Below are 23,029 nucleotides of genomic sequence, written 5' to 3'. Positions count from 1 at the left end.
CGCCCGTGCTCGTCTCCACCCCGCCGACGATCACTCGCCCACCGCGCCGGCGACGGGGAAGTAGAGCGAGAACGGCTCGTCCCGGATGTCGTACAGCGGGCGGAACCGGATCGACGTCGGCTGTCCGACGGTGCGGTAGCCGGGCAGCCACTGGGTCCACTGGCGCTCGTTGTCCGGGGCGAGGAGTGCCGGCGCGTCGGACAGGTCGCCGCGGAGGCTCACCTCGCGGTCCACGAGCCCCGCGAGCACGATGGGCCCCTCCACGAACGCGACGGTGGCCGGCTCGTCCGGGATCGGCACCGCGGTGAGGACGAACGGGAACGCGATGTCCACGCTCGTCCGGCCGCCCGGGTGCGCGATGACGAGGGCACCGTCGACGCGCTCCACCCGCTGGTCCCCGGCCAGCGCCGGCTCCGCGGACGCCCACTCGGGGATGCGGACGCGCACGCGGTGGGCGACGCCATCGGCGGAGGTGATCTCGATGCGCAGTCTCAGGGCGGACGGCCGATGCGGGTCGCCCGCGTCGCCGGCGTTCGAGTCCGGGCCGACGTAGCCCGCGTTGTCGAGCACCTCGACCCTGGCCAGCACCTCCCCCGTTGGCGTCGCGATGCTCGCCCGGGCGTCGATGTACTGCGCCACGACGAGCTCGTCGTCGCCGGAGTAGAACACGAGGCCGGAGTGGCGGGCGTGCGCCTGCACGAGGGTGCCGTGGCAGCACCAGAAGTCCTCGGTCGGGGAGCCCCAGTGCTTGCGCGCGCCGCCCTCGAGCGGCAGGAAGTAGGCGACCATCCCGGTGCGCGGGTTCTGCTGAGCGAGTATGCCGTTGTACAGGTTCCGCTCGATGTAGTCGGCGTAAGAGAGGTCCCCGGTCCACCGCAGCAGCACGTCGGCGAGCCGGATCATGTTGTAGACGGTGCAGTGCTCCTGGGTCTTCTCGCCCCTGCGGGCGGCGAACTCGAACGGCGGGGTCCATATCTCGCCCGAAGTCTGTCCCCCGGTGCAGAAGGTGCCGCGATCCGTGACCGCCTGCTTCCAGTAGGCCTCGACCAGCGTGCGCCACCGGTCCTCGCCGGTGACCTCGTAGGCCCGTGCCGCCCCCAGAATCTCGGGGATCGTGGTGTTCGCGTGCATGTTGGTGAGCACGTCACGGCCCGCGAGCAGCCCGTCGAACAGGGAGCGCCGGTAGTAGCGGTCGAGCAGTTCCGAGTAGACCGGGTCGCCCGTCGCGGCGAGCAGGTCGGCCCAGACCTCGAGCATCCCACCGGTCTCGACCTCGAGGATCTTCTGGAAGGAGTCGTCGTCGAAGCCGCGCACCCAGTCGAGGATCGGAGCGGTCGCGGCTCGGGCGAGCTGCAGCGCCCGCTCGTCGACGAGGTCACGATGCACGTCGACCAGGCCCATGAGCGTCTTGTGCATGGCGTACTGCGGAGCCCAGACCGGAAGCCCCTCGGCGAGTCGGCGCAGGAAGGTCGGCGGGATCGCCCAGATCCAGCCGTTCCCGTTCTCGAGCTGGCACCGCTCGAGCCCGTCGAGCACGGTGCCGATCCGGGCGCGGAGCAGGGCGTCGCCCGTGGCCGCGACCTCGCGGGCGGCACCCGAGAGCCAGTGCCCGAGGAAGTGCCCGCGCAGGAGCGCGCCCGGCGTCTCCCAACCCCAGTGGCGCTCGAGTCCCCGCGATGCGACGGAGTCCTGCGACGGCTGCAGGTGCCAGCTCTGGTCACCGATTCCGGCTTCGAGGAGGAAGTTCTGCAGCAGGGCGTCATCCTGCAGCGAGGCGAGGTAGGCGCGGTTCAGACGACGGCGATCATCGAAGACACCAGGGTCGAGGCGGACCGTACCGAGCTCGAGCGGGGACAGCGTCATGCGACCCCCAACCCGAAGGAGTCGTAGATGCGGTTGCGCTTCTCCCGCTCGTCCGGAGGCAGACGTTGCGCGTCCGCGATCTCGTAGACGCCGAAGGTGTCGTAGAGCCGCGACGCGGGGTCCACCTCCACGAACGTGCACCAGGGCAGCCAGTGGTAATGGCTCTGCAGCGTCTGGCTCGCGAAGTTGCCGCTCTCGTGGCCGAGACCGGGCATGGCGTAGCCGATGCTGCCGTCGACGTCCGTGGACTGCCGGGTGTTGTTGTGCAGGAACTCCGCGAAGTCCAGGTAGTGCCCGTCGCCGGTGATCAGGTACAGCCGGTAGTAGGTGTAGGAGCAGGCCGCCATGTAGACGTCGGCGCCGCCGCCGATCGTGATGATGCTCTGCCCGCTGATGGAGTACCGGTTGAACGGATGCTTCGGCCAGATGGTGCGCACCGGGAAGGACCAGGCGTAGGTCCAGGTCTCCGTGTAGTCGGCGGCGCCGATCGCGCCCTCGAGCCATCGGTCGTCGCCCGTCAGGTCGTACAGGGCGAGGAATCCGAACAGGGCGTAGATGCCGGCCTCCTTGTCCTGGATGTCGGCGTTGTCGCAGGTGCCGCCCCGGTACTCCAGGTTGCGGTAGTTGTTGTCGAACGACCACTCGCCGGCCCGGACCGCGGCATCCCGGTAGCGGGGGTCGCCGGTCACGAGGAAGAACTGCACGAGGAACCGGATCACGCTCGGCGTGTTCGATTTCGAGTCCATCCGGATCGAGCCGTCGGCGTGGTAGGCCCGGTAGAAGCTGCCGTCCTCGTTCTGGGCTCCTACCAGCCAGTCGGCCGTCCGCCGGCAGAACTCGTACCAGTCGGCCCGCTCGTCCCCGATCCCGCGCAGGTCCAGGTACGCGTCGAGGATCGCCTCCACCCCGTCGGCCAGCATCCGGATGTAGTGCGGGTACGGCTCGAATCCCCCGAGGGTCGGGTTGTAGCACATGCGCGGCAGCCCGGACTCGGTCAGGGCCGACCGTGCCCAGAAGTCAATGACCCCGACGCCCTTGGCGAAGGTCTCCGGATCGTTCTCCCGGTCGCCGTAGCGGAGGAGCTGGTAGCCGATGCCCGGCTGCTGCCCCACGAACCCGAACTGGAAGGAGACGCTCGACACATCCATGTCGGGCAGCTGGCAGGCGAAGGGCAGACCGAGCGCGTCGCCGTACTGTCGGGTGTACCGATTGAGGATGGCGATGCCGTTGTGGAAGTGCCGCTCGTTGTCGACGTCGAACAGGGCGTCGCGGAGCCGCGAGTAGGTGCGGCGCCAGACGTCCCGCATCATCGGCTGGAACCCGTCGTACCGGTCGAGGGTCAGGGCGACCGCGTACCGCTGGGTGAATCCGACCGCCACGGGATGGTTCAGGCGCTGGAATGCCTTCGGCTTCTCGCTGTAGTCGAGGCCCGCATACGGGTTGTGCACGGGCAGCTGCCCCTCCGCACCCGGGTACACGTAGTCGATCGACAGGCCCGCGGCCTCCGCACCGAGCTCCTTGCGGATGCCGTAGCCGTAGTACATGTAGTTGAGCGTCTTGCCGGTCGGCCGGCTCATCCCGATGGCGCCGACCGTGCACGCCGGGTCCGTGAGGTTCTCCGACCGCACGATCTCCGTGTTCGGCAGCGTCACGTCGGCGGCCCAGCGCGACAGCGCGGCCGTCTCCCCCGATGCGATGCTCTGCATGGCGAACAGCGGCAGGGCGTAGCGGGTCTCCATGGCCCAGAAGTACTCGTTGTCGAGGTCCTTCCCCATCGCGGAGTCGGGCGCGAACTCGTTCTGCCGGTACCAGAAACCCGGCGCGAAGCAGTTGTAGTCCCGCACGTTCTCTGACTCCGTGACGCCGAAGGAGATCGTGGTGGAGAAGCCGAGGTCGTCACCCGCCGAGAGGACCTCCACGGTGCGGCTCACCCGAAAGCCCCCGTCCACGGCTTCGTAGGCGTCCGTGAAGGCGAACTCCGAGCCAGAGGGCAGCGCGATGGTGCCCCGCGCCTCGACCGCATCGCCTGCCGCGGCGATGTCGTCGTACGCGGCGTCGTGGAACTCACTGACGGCGAACGCGGTCTTCACGGTTACGAACATGGGCCGCCTGGTGAGGTAGAGCAGCCTGTCCTGCTTACGCACCTCGACGCCTCCGTCCGGGAAGGACAGGACGTAGCCGCCGGTCTCCAGTCGCACGGGTCGTGTCTCCTCCATGAGATCCTCTCGGTTCGGCGATGTCATGCGGACCACGGGGTGCGCAGCGCGCGCTCGGTGAGCAGTCGCCGCTCGCCGACGACGTCGACGTCGGTCGACACGGCGGAGTCCGCGGCGCTGGGGCCCGCGACGAGGCGCAGCGGGCCGGGATCCACGGCGAGTGCCCCCTCCTCACCGGTCGCGGCGAGCCGGGCGGCCTCGACGTGGAACCGGACCGTGATCGACTCGCCGGACCCGACGGGCACGCGGGCGTAGCCGAGCAGCTGCGCGGTCGGGCGCACCACGGGGGACGACGGGAAGGACGCGTAGAGCTGGACGACCTCGACGGTCGACACCCCGTCGTTGCGGATGGTCACCGCAACCTCGAGCGAACCCGTCGTGCTGAGGGTCGTCGGCGCGGTGATCGCCTCGTAGCTGATCGCGCCCCGGGTGAGACCGAAGCCGAAGGGGAACAGCGGCGTGTTGTCCAGCGCCGTGATGCCGGGGTTGGTGCGCCCGAGCGCCGGTTGCAGGTACGTGGTCGACGCGTAGGGGTGCCGCGGGACCTGCACGGGGAGACGCCCGGTGGGCGCGACCCGTCCGGAGAGTACGCCCGCGACGGCGGCGGCGCCGTCGGCACCCGGAAAGAACGCCTGCACAATCCCCCGCGCGTCTCCGTATGCCCCGAGGGCGTACGGGCGGCCCGACAGCACGACGAGGATGGTGGGCACTCCGGTCTCGAGCACCGCCGTGACGAGGGCATCCTGGGCGCCGGGCAGCCGGAGGTCGGCCGCGTCGCAGCCCTCCCCCGAGGTGCCGTCGCCGAACAGGCCCGCGACGTCACCGACGACCACGACGGCGACGTCGCTCTGCCGGGCGGCCTCGACCGCGGCCGGAATGGCCGAGGTGTCGGCGGTCGCGATCTCGCCGCCGGCCTCGAACCGCACGCGCTTCGCCCCGAACTCGTCGCGGATGGCGTCGAGCAGGGTCGGAATGGCGATGCCGAGGTCGTGCCCGGGGTGCTTTGAGAGCACGTGGTTCGGGAAGGCGTAGCACCCGACGAGGCTGCGGAACTGGTCCGCCGCGGGGCCGACGACCGCGATGCTGCCGGCCGCCAGAAGGGCGAGAGCGCCGTCGTCGCGCAGCAGCACGACGGACTCCTCCGCGATGCGCGATGAGATCGCCCGGTTGCGGTCGCTGTCCAGATCGACCTTCTCGGCGTCGACAGGGACGAGCGGGGCGCCGTCGAACAGTCCGGCCTCGAACTTGTGGCGGAGGTGCCGCTCGACGGAGCGATCGAGGTCGCGCTCGTCGACGATCCCCGCACGGATAAGGCGCGGCAGCTCGCCGTAGGCCGCGGTCTGCGGCAGCTCGACGTCGAGGCCCGCGCGCAGGGCGAGCCGGCCGGCGTCCGCCGTGTCGGCCGCGACATGGTGCATGACCGAGAGGAACGGCACGGCCCAGTAGTCGGCGACGACGGTCCCCTCGAACCCCCACCGGTCGCGGAGGATCGTCGTCAGCAGGTGCCGGTTGGAGCTGCTCGGCACGCCGTCGACGTCGGTGTAGGACGTCATGACGCTGCGCGCGCCCCCGTGGCGGAGCGCCGCCTCGAAGGGCGGCAGCACCGTGTCGGCGAGCTCACGCGGCCCCATGCTGACCGGCGCGTGGTTGCGCGCCCCGCGCGACGCCGCGTATCCCGCGAAGTGCTTGAGGGTCGAGATGATGCCCGAGCGCTCGAGGCCCGCGACGTAGGCGACCCCGAGCTGCGAGACCAGGTAGGGGTCCTCCCCCATGGTCTCCTCCACGCGGCCCCAGCGGTAGTCCTTCACGACATCGACGACGGGGGCGAGCCCCTGGTGGATGCCGAGGGCGCGCATGTCGGAGCCGATCGCCTCCGCCATCTCGCCGACGAGGTCCTCGTCGAAGGTGGCCGCCCAGGCGAGCGGGGTCGGGAACGCCGTCGCGCCGTAGGCCGCGAGGCCTGTGAGGCACTCCTCGTGCGCGATCGCCGGGATGCCGAGGCGGTTCGAGGCGACGACGCGCTCCTGCAGCTCGCGCAGGCGGCGCACCCCCTCCTCGACGGTGACCGGCTCGGTGCCGAAGACGCGGGTGAGCTGACCGAGGCCGTTGGCGAACGGGTCGACGGGTGTCTCTGGCCCGCCCTCGAGCTTGGGCGCGAAGTCGTCGGCCGACTCAGTGAGCCAGACCGATCCCAGCTGGGCCGCCTTCTCCTCGAGGGTCAGCTCGGCGGTGAGCAGCTGCGCCCGCTCGGCCGGGGACAGCGAGGGGTCGCGCCAGTCCCGGTCGGGGGTGGGCACGGCCTGCGTCGTGGCGGCCTGCGTTGTGGTGGAGCCGGCCACGCTCGGTGCGGCGGCTATCAGGGTGCTGGTGCGGAGATCCTGTTCCATCAGCCCTTGAACGCCCCGTCCATGATTCCGGAGACCATGCGTCGACCGACGAAGAAGAACACGATCAGCAGCGGCAGGGTGGCCATGAACGACCCGCCCATCGCGAGCGCGACGTCGATGGAGCGGTTGGCCTGCAACTGCTTCAGCGCGATCTGCACCGTGAACAGCTCGGGCGACTTCAGCACGATGAACGGCCACATGAAGTCGTTCCAGACGGACGTGAACGTGATGAGGCCGAGGACGAACGCTGCCGGGCGCACCACGGGGAAGGCGATGCCCCAGAACAGCTGCCAGGAGTTCGCGCCGTCGATGCGCGCGGCCTGGATGAGCTCGTCGCTCACGGTCGTCGCCATGTGCTGGCGCATCCAGAAGATGCCGAAGGCGCTCGCGAGGCCCGGCACGATGATCGCCTGCAGCGTGTCCACCCAGCCGAGCCCCGACACGATGAGGTACTGCGGGATCACGCTCAGCTGCGCCGGCACCGTCATCGTCAGGAGCACGATGAGGAACAGCAGGTTCCGGCCCGGGAAGTGCAGCTTGGCGAACGCGAAGCCCGCCATGGCGCAGAGGATGGCCGAGAGCACGGCCACCGACAGCGACACGAACGCGCTGTTGATCAGCGAGGCGACGAACGGAACGGTCTCGAACACCTTCGCCGCGACGGTGAAGAAGTTGCCGCCCGGGTACAGGCGCGGCGGAATCGACGTCACGGCCGTGGCTCCGACCGACGCGACGACGAGCATGTAGTAGAGCGGGAACACCGACACGAGCACGGCGATGCCGAGGAGGACGTAGACGCGCCAGCCGACTCCCCCGCCCTTACCGCGGCGCCTGGGGAGCGCGGAGCGCGTCGCAACGGGAGCCGCGACGGCCTGCGGGACGGCCTGGTCGATCACATCGGACATCAGCGGGCCTTTCTCGTGCGGGTGGAGAGGTAGAAGTTGAGGAGCGACACCACGACGACGATCACGAACAGCACGACGCCGATCGCGGAGCCGTAGCCGAACTTGAACTGACCGAAGCCCTGCTCGTAGAGGAAGAGGGCGAGCGTCTGGCACTGGCGGCCGGCCCCACAGGTGAGTCCCGACTCGGGCGACGCGAGCAGCGGCTCAGTGAAGATCTGCAGGCCGCCGATGGTGGACATGATCACGGTGAAGATGATGATCGGGCGCAGGGCGGGGATCGTGAGGTGGCGGAACTGCTGCCAGCTGGATGCGCCGTCGACGGAGGCCGCCTCGAACATCTCGCGCGGCAGCGCCTGCAGGCCGGCCAGGTAGAGCAGCGTGTTGTACCCGAACCAGCGCCACATGACCATGGCGGAGATCAGGATCCAGGAGCCGTAGTTCGTCGCCAGGAAGTTGATCGACGGCAGCCCGAACAGGCCGAGGACCCAGTTGATGAGACCGAAGTTCTTGTCGAAGATCTGCGCGAACACGATCGCGGTCGCGGCGACGGAGGTGATGTAGGGCACCAGAAGCGCCATGCGGAAGAAGTTCGCCCACCGCAGTCGCGCGTGGTTCAGCAGGTGCGCGAGGAAGAGAGCCAGGAGCAGCTGTGGAATCGTCGAGATGAGGAAGATCGCGAAGGTGTTGAGCAGCGCATTCCAGAACCGGCCGTCGGCGAACAGCGACTCGAAGTTCTTGAGGCCGACGAAGGTTTGCTCACCGATGGGGTTCCAGTCGAACAGCGAGACGTAGAACGTGAAGAGCAGGGGGAAGAGTCCGAAGACGATGAAGATGATGAAGAAGGGCGCGACGTACGCGTAGGGGGCGATCCGCTCGGCGAGCGAGTTCTGGATCCGCCTGGCCTTCTGGATCGGTGCTTTGGGTGCTTTACGGGCTTTGCCCGAACTGCGGGGGCGGGTGGCTGTCGCCGTTGACATGGGGTACCTCCGTCGGTGGGGTGGCCCGGCGCGGTCCGCGCCGGGCCACCGGGGTGGGTGGAGCGATCAGTCGCCGATGGCCTCCTTGGCCTTCTCCAGACCGGTCGTCCATGCCTTGTCGGAGGTGACGTTGCCCGCCTCGAGCTCGACGAGGGTGTTCAGCAGGGCGCCGTTGATCGGCGTCGTGTCGGGCCCGTTGTAGAACGACGGGAACTTCTCGACCGACGTGGCCATGACCTCGCCGATCTTCGAGTCGCCGAAGAACGGGTCGGTGTAGGCGCGGACGGCCTCGCTCGCCACGGCCTCGGACGCCGCCGGGAAGGTGCCCGACTTCTTGAAGTGGTCCTCCTGGCCCTCGGCCGACATCATCGTCTCGATGTACTGCCAGGCGGCCTCGGGGTTCTTGGCGCGCGCCGGGATGGCGATGACGCTGCCGCCCCAGTTGCCGCCCACCCCGGGCACCGTGGTGACGCGCCAGTTGCCGGCCGTGTCGGGGGCGTCGGTCTTGATGCCGGAGAGGATCCACGACGGGGCGACGGTCACCGCGAAGGCGCCGTTGGCGCGGCCCGGGGCCCAGCCGGAGGACCAGGCGGCGATGCCGGCGCTGATGCCGGCGTCCTTGGTGTCGACGGCGACCTGGAAGGCGTCCTTCACCTGCGGGTTCTTGTCGTACACGAGCTCACCGTCCGGCGAGTAGTACTTCTCGCTGACCTGGTTGACGGTGGAGAAGAACACGCTGGTCTCGATGTTGTCGACGAAGGGCTTGCCCGTGGCGGCGGTGTACTTCTTGCCCATCTCGATGAAGGCGTCCCAGTCGCTCCACATCGCGGCCACCTCGTCGGGCTCGGTGGGCAGACCGGCCTGCTCGAACAGGTCGGCGCGGTAGGCGAAGCCGAGTCCGCCGACGTCCGTCGGGATGCCGACGACCGAGCCGTCTTCCGCGGTTGCGGCGGACGCTGCCCAGGGCAGGTAGCCGTCGGCGACGTCGTCACCGCCGAGGGTGCGGAGGTCGACGAAGTTCGAGCTGTTCGCCACGAACTGCGGCAGGTCGTCGTTCTGGATCATGACGAGGTCCGGCACCTTGCCGCCCGCGAGGGCGGCGGTCAGGGCCGTCGCGGTCTCGGTGGTGCTGCCGACCTCGGTGAGCTTGACCTTCGCGTCGGGCTGCTTCTCGAGGTACTCCTTGACGCCGTCCTTCGCGTTGATCCCGGTGAAGGACCAGAAGGCGACCTCGGCGTTCGGGTCGTCACTCGATGCGCCGCCGCCGGATGAGCATCCGGTCAGGGCGAGGGCGATTGCTGCTGCTGCGGCGGTTACGGCCGTCACGCTTTTTTTCACGAAAATTCCTCTTCTTTGGGGACTCGCCGGGGTGTTCTCGATGATCGGGGACGCGCCCCAGAGAACGATCTCTGGCGCAAAGGTAGCCTGCAGTTCCCGCGAAACACAAGAGGACGCGGCGAAACGTTCTTATCGCGAGATGACCGCACTCTCGGCTAGGATCGTCAAAAGTTTCGCAACAACGCTGTTCCGTTCCCCGAACCGCTCCTTGTCTCGCGACAATGGGGTGGTCGACCGCCGCCCGTCCGTCCCGCCGGGGCCGAGGCCGGCGCTCCCCTCGGCGCTCTCGAGAAGGATGCACAATGACCCGACCCACGCTCGTCGATGTCGCACGCGCGGCGGGCGTCTCCCGCGCCACGGCAGCACGCGTGCTCGCGGGCGGATCGAGAGTCGACGTGCGGATGTCTGCCGCAGTCGAGGTCGCCGCCAAGCAGCTGGGATACGAGGCCAACAGCGCGGCGCGAATGCTGCGTGGGGGCCGCGCGGGAGCGATCGCGCTCATCGTCGCGTTCAACGAACTGGACAGCCTGGGCGGGACGTTCTTCACCTCGGTACTCAAGGGCGCAGCGAAGGGCCTGTACGACGGCGAGGTACAGCCCGTCCTGCTCCCGGCGGATCAGGACGACAGCGATCGCATTCCGCGGTTCCTGCGTTCCCGCGCGGTGGACGGCGCGATCATCATCCTCCAGCACGAGATCACGCACCTCGCCCAGGCGCTCGTCGACTCCCCCGTGCCGATCGCCTGGGTGGGGCGGCCGCGGATCGAGCTCGCCCCGCACGCGATCGTCGTGGACTCGGACAACTATGCCGGTGGGCGGCTTGCCGCTCGCGCCCTGGTCGAGGCGGGCCGACGCCGGCTCGCCATCATCGCCGGTCCCCACGACATGGAGCCGGCCCGGGACAGGATCCGGGGCTGGCGTGACGAGCTCGCGGAACTCGGCGTCGACCGCGGGCCCACCGCGTACGGCGAGTTCACGCTCGAGAGCGGCTCCGTCGCGATGGCGCAGCTCCTGCAGGGGCACGGCGACATCGACGGGGTCTTCGCCTCGTCCGACCTGATGGCGAACGGAGCGATCCGGGTGCTGCAGGCCTCAGGTCGCCGGGTCCCGTCGGACGTCTCCGTCATCGGCTTCGACGACGTCGTCATCGCGACGACCTCCGACCCTTCGCTGACCACGATCCGGCAGCCGCTGGAGGACATGGGCCGAGTGGCCGCCGAGACGGTCGTCGCGGTCGTGCAGGGACGCGACGTGGACCGGCAGCCCATCCTGCCGACGACGCTGGTCCGGCGGGAGTCGGTCTGACCCGGGACTGATCAGCCGGAGGATCCCCTGCGGCCCTGGGGCGGAGGTGCGACGGAGTCGCGGCGGATCAGGCGCGTCTCGAGGTCCACCCGCGTCGCGCTCGACGACACGGGACGGGTGTTCCGACGCGCCTGATGCAGCATCCGGAAGGCGGCCCCGCCCATCGCCGCCATGGGCTGCTGGACCGTGGTGAGGGGCGGCGTCGCCCAGGCCGACTCCTGCACGTCGTCGAAGCCGACGACGCTGACGTCCTCGGGGATCCGCAGTCCGGCGTTGCTCACGGCCTCGTAGACGCCCATGGCCATGAAGTCGGAGCACGCGAAGAAGGCGGTCGGCCGCTCGGTGCCGTCCGTCAGCATCGCCGTCGTCGCAGCCTTGGCTCGATCCCTGTCCCAGTCGCAGAAGGCCATCCGGTTGCGCGGCACGTCGAGCCCCGCGCCGCGCAGGGCGGTCAGGAAGCCGTCGGTGCGCGCGTTGTTGTAGAGGTGCGTCCGGGCGCCGCCCACGATCCCGATCCTCGTGTGCCCCGCAGCCAGCAGGTGCTCCGCCGCCATCCGGCCACCGTCCCAGTTGGTCGCTCCGACGCTGGAGACGTCCGCCGGAGGACGGGTGGTCGGGTCGACGACCACGACCGGGATGCCGGCGCTCGTCAGCAGATGCAGTTGCGCCGCGGTCGCCTCGACCAGGACGACGATGACACCCAGGGTCGGTCGCCGAAGGAGCCGGCTGACCCAGCCACCGTCCTGTCGGGCGACGGTGAGCACCAGGTCGACGCCTGCGACGGACGCCTCCTCCTCGATGCCGCCGAGGACCGGACCCATCCAGCTGCCGCCGATGTGACCGAGCACGACGTCGACGATGCTTGCGGCGTGCGGATCCTCGACCGCGGACTGCATCCTCGGCCGGCGGCGGTAGCCGAGCTCGTAGGCCGCCTGCATGACGCGGGCCCTCGTCGCCTCCGAGACGTCCGTGCCGCCGTTCAACACCTTCGACACGGTCGGCACGCTCGTCGCGGCACGCTCGGCGATGCGGGCCATGGTGGGCTTGCCCGGGGCACCTGCGCTCTTCACTCGACCACCGTAACGCACCGCCACTTGCGCAAGGCTTCTCCGCTCGCTCGCCCTTTCGACGCCGCTGATGCCCGTGTCACCGGCGGAGCTCACGGTCGCGGACCGGACGGGCGCCACGGACGGGATCGCAGCTTGCGCAAACGTCGCGGGCTTCCATGCGACGCCTCGGAGTGCTTCCCCGTGTCCGCGCGAGACCTGTCCGGTCAGTCCGCGTCCGGTCGGCGGACCAGGTGAACGACCACCGGTTCCGCACCGACCTCGAGGAGCGTCTCCTCCTCGGACCCCCCGGTGAACCGGAAGGAGGACCGTGCCCGGAGGCGCACGAGCTTCTCTGGGCGCAGCCAGCCGGCATCCGGGCGCCTGCGTAGCAGGGCCACGGCGCCGTCCTCGTCCCACGACAGGCGGTCGACGACGATCCCGCCTCGCGCGGCGAGTCCGGTGATGGAGCCCCTCGCACCCCAGGCGTCGGGCAGTGCGGGGAACAGGGTGACGGACTGCAGGTCGGAGGCGACGAGCATCGCCGCCACGAGCGCGGGGAAGCCGCCGCTCGCATCGAGGTTGAAGATCCGGCCTGCGTCGTGGGTCGTGGTGAGGGCGGGGCGCCAGTGCTTGACGGCGAGCCACTCTGCGCAGGTGAGGGCCGACTCCGCGTCGCCGAGCGCCGCCGCGGCGAGCCCGAGCTGCACGAGACCGAAGGCCATCTCCATGCGGCCGGGGGGTGCCGTCGGGTCCTCGGCCCGCCAGGCGATCTTCCGGGCGATGGTCGTCGCCGCAGCCTGCCGGAGGGAGCGCGCGGCCTCCGTGTCGCCGAGGAACGCGGGGTCCGGCTCGTACCAGAGCGGATACAGCTGCGAGGCGTGGCGGTGCGCGTGGTTCTCGGGCCAGGCCTCATCGATCCACTCGGCCAGGCTCCCGTCGGACGCGACGCGGTACGGCGGAAGGCCGGCGACGACCCGGTCCCATCGATCGTCCAGCCCGTGATCGCCTCGCGCGTCCGCCAGCAGGCGGGCGCACCTCGCCGCGTCGCGCAGGATGGCGACGTCCATGGTCGGGTCGCTCGTGATCGGCGACCCGTCAGGAATCGGCGCGTTCTCGGGCGAGTACCCGGGCACCAGGTGCCGTACGCCGTCGCTCACGACCGTTGCGGTCTCGGCGAACTCGAGCACCCCGGTCACGAGCGCCCACAGTTCGTCGTCCACGATGGTGCGATCGCCGGTCGTGGACACCAGATCGGCGGCGAAGCGCAGCACCCATCCCCCGCAGCCCACCCAGAAGATGTGCGGGTAGGACGGCACGAAGTGGTTCGCGCTCCCGCTGTCCGACATCCGCGCGGGCAGCAGCATGCCCTCCGCGCCGAAGATGTTCCGGGCGTTGGCTCGGTAGTCCTCCAGGTGAGGCAGCACGAGCCGGAGCAGCGATCGGGCCAGCTCGGGGGTGCCGGTGGGGATGAGGCCGGCCATGCCGCCGTTCTGCACGTTCCCGTTCATCGTGTAGTCGGCGGACCAGGCGGGCGTCCAGGTGCCCTGCCACACGCCCTGAAGGGTGGGCGGAAGCAGCCCGGTCGAGCTGATGGCGTTCGCGCGTCCCGAGAGGTAGGCGATCTCCGCGACCCTGCGCCGCAGTGCGGCGTCTCCGCGGCGGGCGCCACGCCAGATCTCGTCCGTCGTCATCGAGGACCGATCCGCGCCGAGGGTGAGCACGGAGCGACGGAGGAGCTCGCCGTGGGACGCCGCCTGGCCGGCGCGAAGGTCCTCCCAGTCCGCCCCGGTCGCCGTGGCCGGCGCGCCCGCCGCGTTCGCACTCGTGGTGGGGGTCGGGGTTGCAGTGGTCGCCGACCGGGACGCCACGGCCACCGTCGCGGTGACCAGGGCCCGCCCGCCCGCCGGCACCTGCACGACCGTCGTGAGATGTGCACCGGACTCGTGCAGCGTCCACTCTCCCCCGCTCTCGACGTCCGTCGTCGCGGAGATGGCCGCGTCCTCGCCGCCGGCCGACGCCACGACGCGACCCACCGCGCCGGGCACGAGCGAGCTCTGCACGACGCCGGAGTAGTCGGGGGCGCCGGTCACGGCGCTGGCCGCGGCCTCGTGCGAGAGGCCGAGGTCGACCGTTGCGGTGATCGCCCGCTCCGACTCCAGTGCCAGGCACACGGTCTCCCCATCCCGGGGGGCGACGGCGCGGAGCCGCACCCTGCCGCCCTCGGGGTGCTCCCACTCGACCGCTATCTCTCCGTGCTCCAGGTCGATGCTCCGGCGAACGGGCGCGTCGTCACCGGCCTCCGTCCGCACGACGAGCGTCGCGCAGATGCCGAGCGGGTTCGTCCAGATGAGGCCGTCGCCGTACCCGGACGCCGCGGCGCCCCGCATCATGAGGTCGCCGGCGCGAGATCCGTCGCCGTCGAGGACGGCGCGGCGGATCTCCTGCAGCTCCGGCGCGATCAGCGGGGCGGGCGGCGTGGGATTCGCCGGCAGGAAGAAGAGCTCGTGCGAGAGGGAGACCGTCTGCACGCCGGCGGGGCCGAAGACCAGCGCGCCGACGCGTCCGCTCCCGGTGATCGCGCCGTCCTCCCAGGTGGGCGACGGGGAGTCGGTCTCGAACGGACCGAGGAAGTCCTCGGAGGAATGCCCGGCCACCTTCTCGGGGACGGTTGCTCGGCTCGTGCCGGCGGGTGTCGAACTCATGATGCGGTGGCCCTTCCTCGGGTGCTCGTCATGGATCGTAGACGCTCGGTCGGTCGTCCCCGGAAGACGAGCTACCCCATCGCCTGCAGGATGCGTTCTCCCACGACGGGCGCGAGCGTCCGCGCGAAGGTGGCCGTCATGTGGTGGGTGTCGAAGTAGGCGACGAGCCCGCCGATGAGGGTGTGGCACTCCTGGTCGTCGCAGAACACGTCGTCGATGTCGATGGCGGTCACCGTGCCGGAGGCCGCCGCGGCGAGCAGCACGGGGTCCGCCGCCCGCGGGAGGCCCGCTCCGGCGAGCGGGGTGGCGCACGGGTCGTCCTCGTCGAGATGCTGCGCGATGCAGTCCGGAACGTTGACGTTTCCCGCGTTCGGCACGTCGCGGAGCGCGATCACCTTCTTGCCGGCCGCGTCGAGCCGGGCCCACGCCTGCTCGAAGTCGGCCGGGGTCACCGGTCGGCCGAAGCCGTTGCTCGCCGGTGCGGAGTAGCCCTGGGTGAAGTTGGTGAAGACGGCGGCCTCGATCGCGGGATCCGCCGCGACGGTGTCCAGCACGGCATTGCCCCAGCGGGCGCAGCTCTCGTTGCCCGCCGCGGTGCCGTAATCCCGGGGGCCGACCCCGCTCGCCCCGGTTCCCGCGCACCACGTCTTGACGTAGGTGAGGATCTTGACCCCGTTGTCCCGGCCGTAGAGGTCGAGCGCTTCGAGGAAGGCCCCTGCGTGGGAGTCGCCGATGAGCGCGATCGTCCGGGACGGCTCTGTGGTGTCACCGACGGTGCAGCTGAGGATGGCGGCCTCCTCGAGCGTCTGCTTGCACTCGTCCGTCATCTGCACGCCCCTGCCGATGTCGCCGGCGGCCACCATCGGATTGGTGAGCCCGTTGGGCGCGTGCGGGTCGGCGCAGCCGGAGACGACGGCCATGGCACCCGCGCACGCCCGGTCCTGCTCGAGCTGCTGCTCGGCGGCGACGGCGGCGGCGGCGATGTCCTGGCCGGTGCGCACGTATCCCGTTCCGGTGACACCGACGACCATCAGCGTCGCGGTCACGGTCGCGGTCAGCGTCACCCGCGCCGGACGGGCGGTCAGCACCCTCGCGTTGCGCACGGGATCCTCCACCAGCACCTTCGTCACCCACGCCAGCAGGAAGCTGGCCGCGAGGATCAGGAGGGAGCTGCGGAGTCCGAGGTCGTGTCCGAGCGCATAGGGAGCGATGACGAGCAGCGGCCAGTGCCACAGGTAGAGCGAGTACGAGACGTCACCCACCCACTGCACGGGACGCAGGCGCATCAGGGCGCTCGGACCCCATGCGATGCGCGGCGTTCCGGCCCAGATGACAGCCAGAGCACCCAGCACGGGCAGCAACGCGGCCCAGCCGGGGAACGGCGTCTCGGCGGTGAACGCGAGCACGGTGACGGCGAGTGCGGCGATGCCGAGCCAGCTGACGACCGCCCTGACGGCGGGCCTGTCCACGCGCTCCGCCGACGCCACGAGCGCGAGGATGCCGCCGGCGCCGAACTCCCAGGCCCGGCTCTGGGTGACGAAGTAGGCCGCCGCGGGATCGTTCGCGACGCCGGCGACCGAGGAGGCGAATGAGGCCGCGGTGAGCAGGACGAGCACCACCGCGATCGACCGCCGCGCGGGAACGGCGGGGTACCGCCGGCTGAGCGCAAGCAGGAGCACGATCACGATCGGCCAGAGGATGTAGAACTGCTCCTCGACCGAGAGGGACCAGAAGTGCTGCACGGCGGACGGATCGTTCTCCGCACCGAGATAGTCGACCGCGTCGAGGGACAGCACCCAGTTCTGCACGTACACGGCGGAAGCGGCGATCTCCTTGAACCACTGCTGCCACAGCGTGGTGGGAACCCAGAGGACGGTGGCCACGCCGGTGACCACGAGGACGACAAGGCTGGCCGGAAGCAGCCGCCTGGCCCGCTTGGCCCAGAACCGGGTCAACGAGACCCGGCCGTTGCGCTCGATGTCCCGGAGCAGGTGACCGATGATCAGGAAGCCGCTGATCGCGAAGAACACGTCCACCCCGACGTAGCCGCCGGGAAGACGGCCGGGCCAAAGGTGGTAGAGCACGACCGCAAGCACGGCGAACGCCCGGAGTGCCTGGATCTCCGCACGCATGGGCGGGCGTCCGGTGCTCGGGCGTGATGCGTCAGAAATCGGTCGCTCCTGTCGAGGTGTGCCGCCTCCACGCAGGTGTTCGACCTGGAGGATGCGGCAAGCCGGCGTGGATCCTCGAGGACCGACCGAGCGGAAAACTCGGCTCGACAGGCCCCACCAGCCCTCGAATGCCCCCGCGTCGATCCTATGCACGCCCCCGCACAGCACCGATTGACACTCCGGCGGGTGCCGAAAAGGGGTGTGCGGAATCTCCTCCGCGCGTCCGCGCTCCCCTCGCCCCGGTCAGCGCGCGAGCGTCTCGCTCGGGTGGGGTGCGCAACACAGGCCACGCGTTTCCGAACGCAGGCTCCCTGGCAGCGGCGATAGGCCGTTCCCGGCACGAGCCGCGTCCGGCGAATCACGTAAACCTGCGTTGTGTACGGGCGGAGCCTGTATTGCTACCGGCCGTACGGCGACCGGAACGCAATTCAGGAGAGATCCGGCTGCCGGGCCATCGCGACTTAGCAGAATCGGGTCACCCACCCACGCAACTCAGCAGATACGGGTCACCTGGCGACGCAACTCAGCAGAATCGGGTTACCTGCCGACGCAACTCAGCAGAATCGGGTCACCTGCCGACGCAACTCAGCAGAATCGGGCCGACCATCGGCGCGTCCTGCCCCTGGAACGGCGTGTCGCCCGGGATCCGCTGAATTGCGTCGATGCCCGTACCCCTGCCCAGGCAGGAGACGATCAGCAGTACGTCCGGCGCGCGGTCCACGTCCGTGTCGCCCGGGATCTGCTGAATCGCGTCGATGCCCGTACCCCTGCCCAGGCAGGAGACGATCAGCAACACGTCCGGCGCGCGGTTCACCTCCGTGTCGGCGGCCTCGAGATGGATGCGTGCTCGCTCGTCGAAGGGGCTGACGCAGGCGTCGGCCCGGGCGAAGCTTGACCCGGACCGACGCCCGACAAGATCGACGCCTACGGGGTCGGCGATCCGCCGTTCACGTTGAGGGTCTCCCCGATCACGTAGCTCGACTCGCCCGACGCCAGGAACACGTAGGCGGGGGCGAGCTCGGCGGGCTGACCCCAGCGGCCGAGCGGGGTGCCCGAGCCGACCTCGGGCAGGTCCTCGGGAGGCTGTCCGCCCGCGGTCTGCAGCGGCGTCCAGATCGGGCCCGGCGCGACCGCGTTCACGCGGATCCCCTTCGGGGCCAGCTGCTGAGCGAGGCCCTTCGTGAAGTTGTTGATCGCGGCCTTGGTGGAGGCGTAGTCGACGAGGGTCTCCGACGGCGCGTACGCCTGGATGGACGTGGTGTTGATGATCGCGGAGCCCGGCTGCAGGTGCGGCAGGGCGGCCTTGGTAATCCAGAACATCGCGTACACGTTGGTCTTGTACGTCTCGTCGAACTGCTCGTCGGTGATGTCGAGCAGGTCGGACTGGTTCTGCTGCTTGCCGGCGTTGTTGACGAGGATGTCCAATCCGCCCAGTCCCTCGACGGCGGCGTCGACGAGCTCCCGGCAGAATTCCGCCGAGGTGATGTCGCCGGGCAGTGCGACGGCGGTGCGGCCGGCCTCCTCGATGAGAGCGACGACCTCGCGCGCGTCCTCCTCCTCCTCAGGCAGGTAGGAGAGGGCGACATCCGCTCCCTCACGGGCGAAGGCGATCGCGACGGCCGCGCCGATGCCGGAGTCACCGCCGGTCACGAGGGCCTTGCGCCCCTCGAGGCGCCCCGCCCCGCGATACGTCTTCTCGCCGCGGTCGGCTTTTTCCTCGAGGTTCGCGTCGAGGCCCGCACCATCCTGGTACTGGACGGGCGCCTCGAAGTTCGAGTACTTCTTGCTCGGGTCTTCAAAGGTGTACTGGTCGGTGGACATGGTCTCCCTCAGGTAGTCGGTATGCCTACGTTTCGAGCCTAGGCACGGTTTCCCGTCGACGCGGGGGCTTGCCACGGCGGCGACCGCGTGAGTGAGATCCTGGACGGCTATCGGTGACCGGCGCCCGCGAGGAGGTCCGCGGAGATGGTCTGGAGGTGGGCCAGGACGGCCCGCACGCTCGCCCGCTCGAGGGCCTCGGGCCGGGCGAGGCAGTCGATGTGCCTGCCGAGTCCCGGCAGCTGCAACGGCCGGAGGACCAGCTCGGGGCGCCTGTGCAGGTCGTTCGTGTGGCGCGGCAGGAGCGCCACCCCGTTTCCGGCCGCGACGACGGCGGCGGCGACGGAGAAGTCATTGATGCGGTGGCGGATCCGCGCCTCGAGCCCGCCGATGGTGGCGATGACGCTGACGGCCTGTTCGAGCGGGAAGCCCTCGTGCACCGCGACCCAGTCCTCATCCCGCAGGTCCTCGGGAGCGATGCTCGCGCGTTCGGCCAGCGGGTGGTCGCGTCGAAGGGCGATGTCGAGAGGCTCGAAGAGGAGGGGCTCCGCCCGCACCCAGGAGGGCCACTTCCGACTGCCGGCAAGGCGGTGCGCGATGACGAGGTCGTGATCCGCGGTCAGCCCGGGGAAGTCGGTCTGCGCAACGTCGAAGTCCGTCAGCGCCACGTCCGGCTGCCGACCTTCCCAGCCTCTCGCGACGGCCGCGAGGAGCGGTCCGAACATGGCCAGCCCCGCGCTGTGGAAGGCGGCGACCGACACGGTCCCGGCCGCGCCCGCCTCGAAGTCCGCGATCGACTGCTCGGCCCGTTCGAGCGCGACCTCCACGCCGATCGCCGCCGCGGCGAGCGCGCGACCCGCCGCCGTGAGGGCTGTTCGGCGTCCGTCCCGGTACGTCAGTGGCGTGTCCGTGTGGCGTTGCAGCGCGCTGATCTGCTGGGACACCGACGAGGGCGTCACGTGCAGAGCCGCCGCGACCGCGGCGATGCTGCCCCGCTCCCCCAGCTCGCGGAGCGCTCGCAACTGCCCCAGTTCCATAAGTCATAACTTACCCGTTGAGGTAGGAATCGGTGTCTTGTCTTACCCTTCCGAGCGACCGACGATGGGCCGTGCTCACTTTCCTCGCCCGGTCCCGAGTCGATCTGCTCCTTCTTCTGGTCGCCGCGTCCTGGGGGTCCACCTACCTCGCCGCGAAGGAACTGGTGTCGGACGGCTCCGTGGTGGCACTGCTCGCTGCGCGGATGACCCTCGCCGCCGCCATCCTCGCCGTCCTCGTCGCGCTGCGGAGAAGCCGGATCACCCCCGCCGAGTGGCGCGTCGGCGGGACCCTCGGAGCCCTGCTCGCCGCAGTATTCGCGCTCGAGACGTTCGGGATCGCCCACACGTCGGCCACCAATGCCGGCCTGATCATCAGCCTGACGATCGTGTTCACCCCGCTCCTGGAGTCCGCGGTCACGAGGCGACGGCTGCCGCGCTGGTTCCTCCTGGCGTGCGCCACCGCCGTCGGAGGGGTGGCGCTGCTGGCCGGTAACGGAGCGCTCCGCCCTCCAGCGCTGGGTGACCTGCTCATCCTGGCGGCGGCGATCGTGCGCGCGGTCCACGTCACGACGATGCACAGGCTGACGGGGCGGCAGTCGATGGACTCGCTGCGTCTGACGACCGTGCAGCTCGGCACCTGCGCGGCCGTGTTCGCGGCAGCGTCGCTGTTTTACGGGGTTCCGGTGCCCGTCTATATGGCCGGTCTCGGCCTCGGCGGCGGCATGCTCTTCCTCTATCTGGTCCTGGTCTGCACCGTGTTCGCCTTCCTTGTGCAGACGTTAGCGGTGCGCCGCACCTCGCCCTCGAGGGTGAGCCTCCTCCTCGGCACCGAACCCGTGTGGGCGGCGGTGGTCGGGGTCACGCTCGCAAACGACGTCGTGACGCTCCCCGGGTACGTCGGGATCATCCTGATCCTCGCGGGGACGGCCTGGGGTCGCACCCTCGAGCAGCGCGCCTCGGAGCGCGTGGTGATCCCCGACCCTGACGGGATTCCACAGCCGGAGGCACCCGGGACCGCGAAAGTGATGTGAGGATACGAGGTACCGGATCCCTGCCGTCGTGTCCTACGCCCTCGGGTCGGTCCCGATGGCGGCGCCGACGCTGTTCTTGTTCGTGCGCACCCGCGCTACCGCTGGTCAGGCTCAGGGCCTGTCACGGCCTCCAGGAGCGTTTGAGCGGCAGGCGCCTCCTCAGTCGTGCGTCGCGACGATCGTGTAGGTGGTCGGGAGCCGGTCGCGCTCGTCCTCCGGCCAGGCCCACGAGCCGTCGCCGGTCGGTTCCATCCGCTGACTGAACCGCCACGGCAGGGTGCGGCCCTCGTCGAGGCGGCGAATGCGCAGGCCTGCGCCGAGCAGGGCGTTCACGATCTCGGACAGCGGGTGCGGCCATTCGTAGGTGCGGGGGTGTGCCACTGTTCCCTCTCCCACGTAGGTGCCGGGATCGTCCCACTCCTGCGCTGTACCGTCGGGGAAGTACCGGTATCGCGTGACCAGTTCGGCGGCATCCTCATCGAGCGCGTACAGCGCGGGGTGCCCGTCGCGGATGTAGAAGACCCCGCCCGGCCGGAGTAGCGCTGCCACCTGGGCGGCCCAGCGGTCGAGGTCGGCGAGCCAGCAGATCGTGCCGATGCTGGTGTAGACGACGTCGAAGTCGCCGGGCACCGACGCTCGCGCATCCAGCACGTCCGTCTCGACCCACGTCACCTCCAGGCCGAGCCGCTCGGCGAGCGCCGCCGCGGAGGCGAGGGCCGGGCGGGAGAAGTCGACGCCCGTCACCCGCGCCCCTTCCCGAGCGAGGGACACCGTGTCCGTGCCGATGTGGCACTGCAGGTGACAGACGTCGAGACCGGCAAGAGAGCCGCCCGGCAGCCACGGCGTGAGGGCCGGAAGGTCGTCGCGGACCACGTCCGATCGGTGGTCGGGGTCGGCGAAGGCTTCCACGCCGTAGGCGCCCTCGTGGATGGGCACCCGATCGTCCCAGTTCGCGCGGTTCGCCTCGCGCGCATGCTCCCAGTCGATGTCCACATGGTCGCTGCCCATGCGCAGGACCCTAGCGGCGCCACGGAACGGGTGGAAGTTGATCGTCCCGGGATTTCCTCTCAGTGGAATACCGGCTCACGAGTGGCCGTTCCCCAGAGGGTGCACCCACGGCACACCCCTCACGAATCGGAGACCAACGCCATGACTCACTCCATGACCTCGCTCGGCGCCTCGGAGCTGTCCGTCTTCCCGCTCAACCTCGGCGGGAACGTGTTCGGCTGGACGGCGGACCGCGACACGTCGTTCGACATCCTCGACCGGTACAGCGCGGCGGGCGGCAACTTCGTCGACACCGCGGACGGCTACTCCTCGTGGGTGCCCGGCAACACGGGTGGCGAGTCGGAGCGGATCATCGGCGAGTGGCAGCAGTCGCGGGGGAACCGGGACGGCCTCGTCATCGCGACCAAGGTGAGCCAGCACCCGGACTTCCCCGGCCTCGCCGCCGCCAACATCGCCGCGGCGGCGGACGCCTCCCTCGAGCGACTGGGCACGGACCGCATCGACCTCTACTACGCCCACTTCGACGACGCATCCGTGCCCCTCGAGGAGACGGCGACCGCGCTCTCCGCGCTCGTCGACGCCGGCAAGGTGCGCTACATCGGAATCTCCAACTACAGCGCCACCCGCATCGCCGAGTGGTTCGCGATCGTCGAGGCGAAGGGCCTGCACCGTCCCGTCGCCCTGCAGCCCCACTACAACCTGGTCGAGCGCGGGTACGAGGGTGAGCTCCGCTCCATCGCGGAGCGGGAGAACCTCGCCGTGCTCCCGTACTACTCGCTGGCCTCCGGCTTCCTCACCGGCAAGTACCGGGAGGGAGCGAGCGTCGACAGCCCGCGCGCCGGCGGTGCTCAGGCGTACCTCGCGCAGCACGCGGCGCTTCTGCCCGTGCTCGACGAGGTGGCGGCCGCGCACGGCGTCTCCGTTGCGACGGTCTCCCTCGCCTGGCTCCGCTCGCAGCCGACGGTCGTCGCCCCCATCGCGAGCGCCCGCACGGTCGAGCAGCTGCCCGACCTGATCGCCTCGGCCACGCTCGACCTGTCCGCGGACGAGTTGAGCGCGCTCTCCGACGCGTCCCTCGGCGTGCCCGCCACGGCCTAGGCCCCGCTCGGCCGGGCCGCGCCCTGCGGGGTCGGCCCGGCCCCGGAGCGCGCGGCGGGAGGAGCCGTCCTCGGCCGGCAACCTGAGAATCAGCACGGCGGGACGAATTCCGGAGCCCATAGGCT

General features: G+C 70.2%; 16 protein-coding genes. 3 read left to right on the top strand and 13 right to left on the bottom strand.

All coding sequences use genetic code 11. The annotated features are described in order from the left end of the window. Positions 1 to 30: 30 nt before the first annotated feature. From DAI20_RS12975 to DAI20_RS12950, 6 genes are all read right to left on the bottom strand, one after another. Positions 31 to 1,863 (bottom strand): beta-L-arabinofuranosidase domain-containing protein, encoded by a 1,833-nt coding sequence (locus DAI20_RS12975; RefSeq protein ID WP_108251453.1) that lies wholly within the window; start codon positions 1,861 to 1,863, stop codon positions 31 to 33. Beyond that, a complete protein-coding gene (locus tag DAI20_RS12970; protein ID WP_205781443.1) occupies positions 1,860 to 4,079 on the bottom strand; it encodes a hypothetical protein in 2,220 nt (739 codons plus the stop codon). The genes DAI20_RS12975 and DAI20_RS12970 overlap by 4 nt, the downstream gene beginning before the upstream one ends. Positions 4,080 to 4,102: 23 nt before the next feature. Continuing rightward, positions 4,103 to 6,466: a beta-glucosidase family protein gene (locus DAI20_RS12965; RefSeq protein ID WP_108251451.1), complete on the bottom strand. Its 2,364-nt coding sequence runs from the start codon at positions 6,464 to 6,466 to the stop codon at positions 4,103 to 4,105. Continuing rightward, positions 6,466 to 7,371, bottom strand: coding sequence for a carbohydrate ABC transporter permease (locus tag DAI20_RS12960; protein ID WP_108251449.1), 906 nt, complete (start codon positions 7,369 to 7,371; stop codon positions 6,466 to 6,468). Before DAI20_RS12960 ends, DAI20_RS12965 begins: the two co-directional genes overlap by 1 nt. Next, entirely contained in the window at positions 7,371 to 8,348 is a 978-nt protein-coding gene (locus tag DAI20_RS12955) for a carbohydrate ABC transporter permease (protein ID WP_108251447.1), read from the bottom strand. Before DAI20_RS12955 ends, DAI20_RS12960 begins: the two co-directional genes overlap by 1 nt. Before the next feature lie 66 nt (positions 8,349 to 8,414). After that, positions 8,415 to 9,674 carry an ABC transporter substrate-binding protein gene (locus DAI20_RS12950; protein WP_108251445.1) on the bottom strand — a complete coding sequence of 420 codons (1,260 nt, stop codon included), beginning with the start codon at positions 9,672 to 9,674 and terminating at the stop codon, positions 8,415 to 8,417. Between the two features lie 314 nt (positions 9,675 to 9,988). Between DAI20_RS12950 and DAI20_RS12945 the strand changes: the two genes are divergently transcribed. Beyond that, complete coding sequence (locus DAI20_RS12945; RefSeq protein ID WP_108251443.1) at positions 9,989 to 10,990, top strand: LacI family DNA-binding transcriptional regulator; 1,002 nt, start codon at positions 9,989 to 9,991, stop codon at positions 10,988 to 10,990. 11 nt (positions 10,991 to 11,001) lie between these two features. Here the strand turns inward: DAI20_RS12945 and DAI20_RS12940 are convergent, their stop codons facing one another. From DAI20_RS12940 to DAI20_RS12915, 6 genes are all read right to left on the bottom strand, one after another. Then, positions 11,002 to 12,060: a LacI family DNA-binding transcriptional regulator gene (locus DAI20_RS12940; RefSeq protein ID WP_159085038.1), complete on the bottom strand. Its 1,059-nt coding sequence runs from the start codon at positions 12,058 to 12,060 to the stop codon at positions 11,002 to 11,004. A 203-nt stretch (positions 12,061 to 12,263) separates the two neighbouring features. After that, positions 12,264 to 14,741, bottom strand: coding sequence for a glycosyl hydrolase family 95 catalytic domain-containing protein (locus DAI20_RS12935; protein WP_108251439.1), 2,478 nt, complete (start codon positions 14,739 to 14,741; stop codon positions 12,264 to 12,266). Between the two features lie 71 nt (positions 14,742 to 14,812). Next, complete coding sequence (locus DAI20_RS12930) at positions 14,813 to 16,873, bottom strand: acyltransferase family protein (protein ID WP_108251437.1); 2,061 nt, start codon at positions 16,871 to 16,873, stop codon at positions 14,813 to 14,815. 607 nt (positions 16,874 to 17,480) lie between these two features. Beyond that, positions 17,481 to 17,726, bottom strand: coding sequence for a hypothetical protein (locus DAI20_RS12925; protein WP_108251434.1), 246 nt, complete (start codon positions 17,724 to 17,726; stop codon positions 17,481 to 17,483). A 110-nt stretch (positions 17,727 to 17,836) separates the two neighbouring features. After that, positions 17,837 to 18,733 (bottom strand): glucose 1-dehydrogenase, encoded by an 897-nt coding sequence (locus tag DAI20_RS12920; RefSeq protein WP_108251432.1) that lies wholly within the window; start codon positions 18,731 to 18,733, stop codon positions 17,837 to 17,839. Between the two features lie 107 nt (positions 18,734 to 18,840). Further along, positions 18,841 to 19,767, bottom strand: coding sequence for a LysR family transcriptional regulator (locus tag DAI20_RS12915; RefSeq protein ID WP_108251430.1), 927 nt, complete (start codon positions 19,765 to 19,767; stop codon positions 18,841 to 18,843). Positions 19,768 to 19,838: 71 nt separating this feature from the next. Here DAI20_RS12915 and DAI20_RS12910 point away from each other — a divergent pair, with 71 nt between their 5' ends. Next, positions 19,839 to 20,798, top strand: coding sequence for a DMT family transporter (locus DAI20_RS12910; protein ID WP_108251428.1), 960 nt, complete (start codon positions 19,839 to 19,841; stop codon positions 20,796 to 20,798). Positions 20,799 to 20,957: 159 nt separating this feature from the next. Here DAI20_RS12910 and DAI20_RS12905 read toward each other — a convergent pair whose 3' ends face one another. After that, complete coding sequence (locus DAI20_RS12905) at positions 20,958 to 21,806, bottom strand: class I SAM-dependent methyltransferase (protein ID WP_108251426.1); 849 nt, start codon at positions 21,804 to 21,806, stop codon at positions 20,958 to 20,960. 141 nt (positions 21,807 to 21,947) lie between these two features. Here DAI20_RS12905 and DAI20_RS12900 point away from each other — a divergent pair, with 141 nt between their 5' ends. Then, a complete protein-coding gene (locus DAI20_RS12900; protein WP_108251424.1) occupies positions 21,948 to 22,904 on the top strand; it encodes an aldo/keto reductase in 957 nt (318 codons plus the stop codon). Positions 22,905 to 23,029: the final 125 nt, after the last annotated feature.

Origin of the sequence: Planctomonas deserti (assembly GCF_003067705.1) — a bacterium.
GTDB classification, from domain to species: Bacteria; Actinomycetota; Actinomycetes; order Actinomycetales; family Microbacteriaceae; genus Planctomonas; species Planctomonas deserti.
This window is presented reverse-complemented; position numbering and strand designations above follow the sequence as displayed.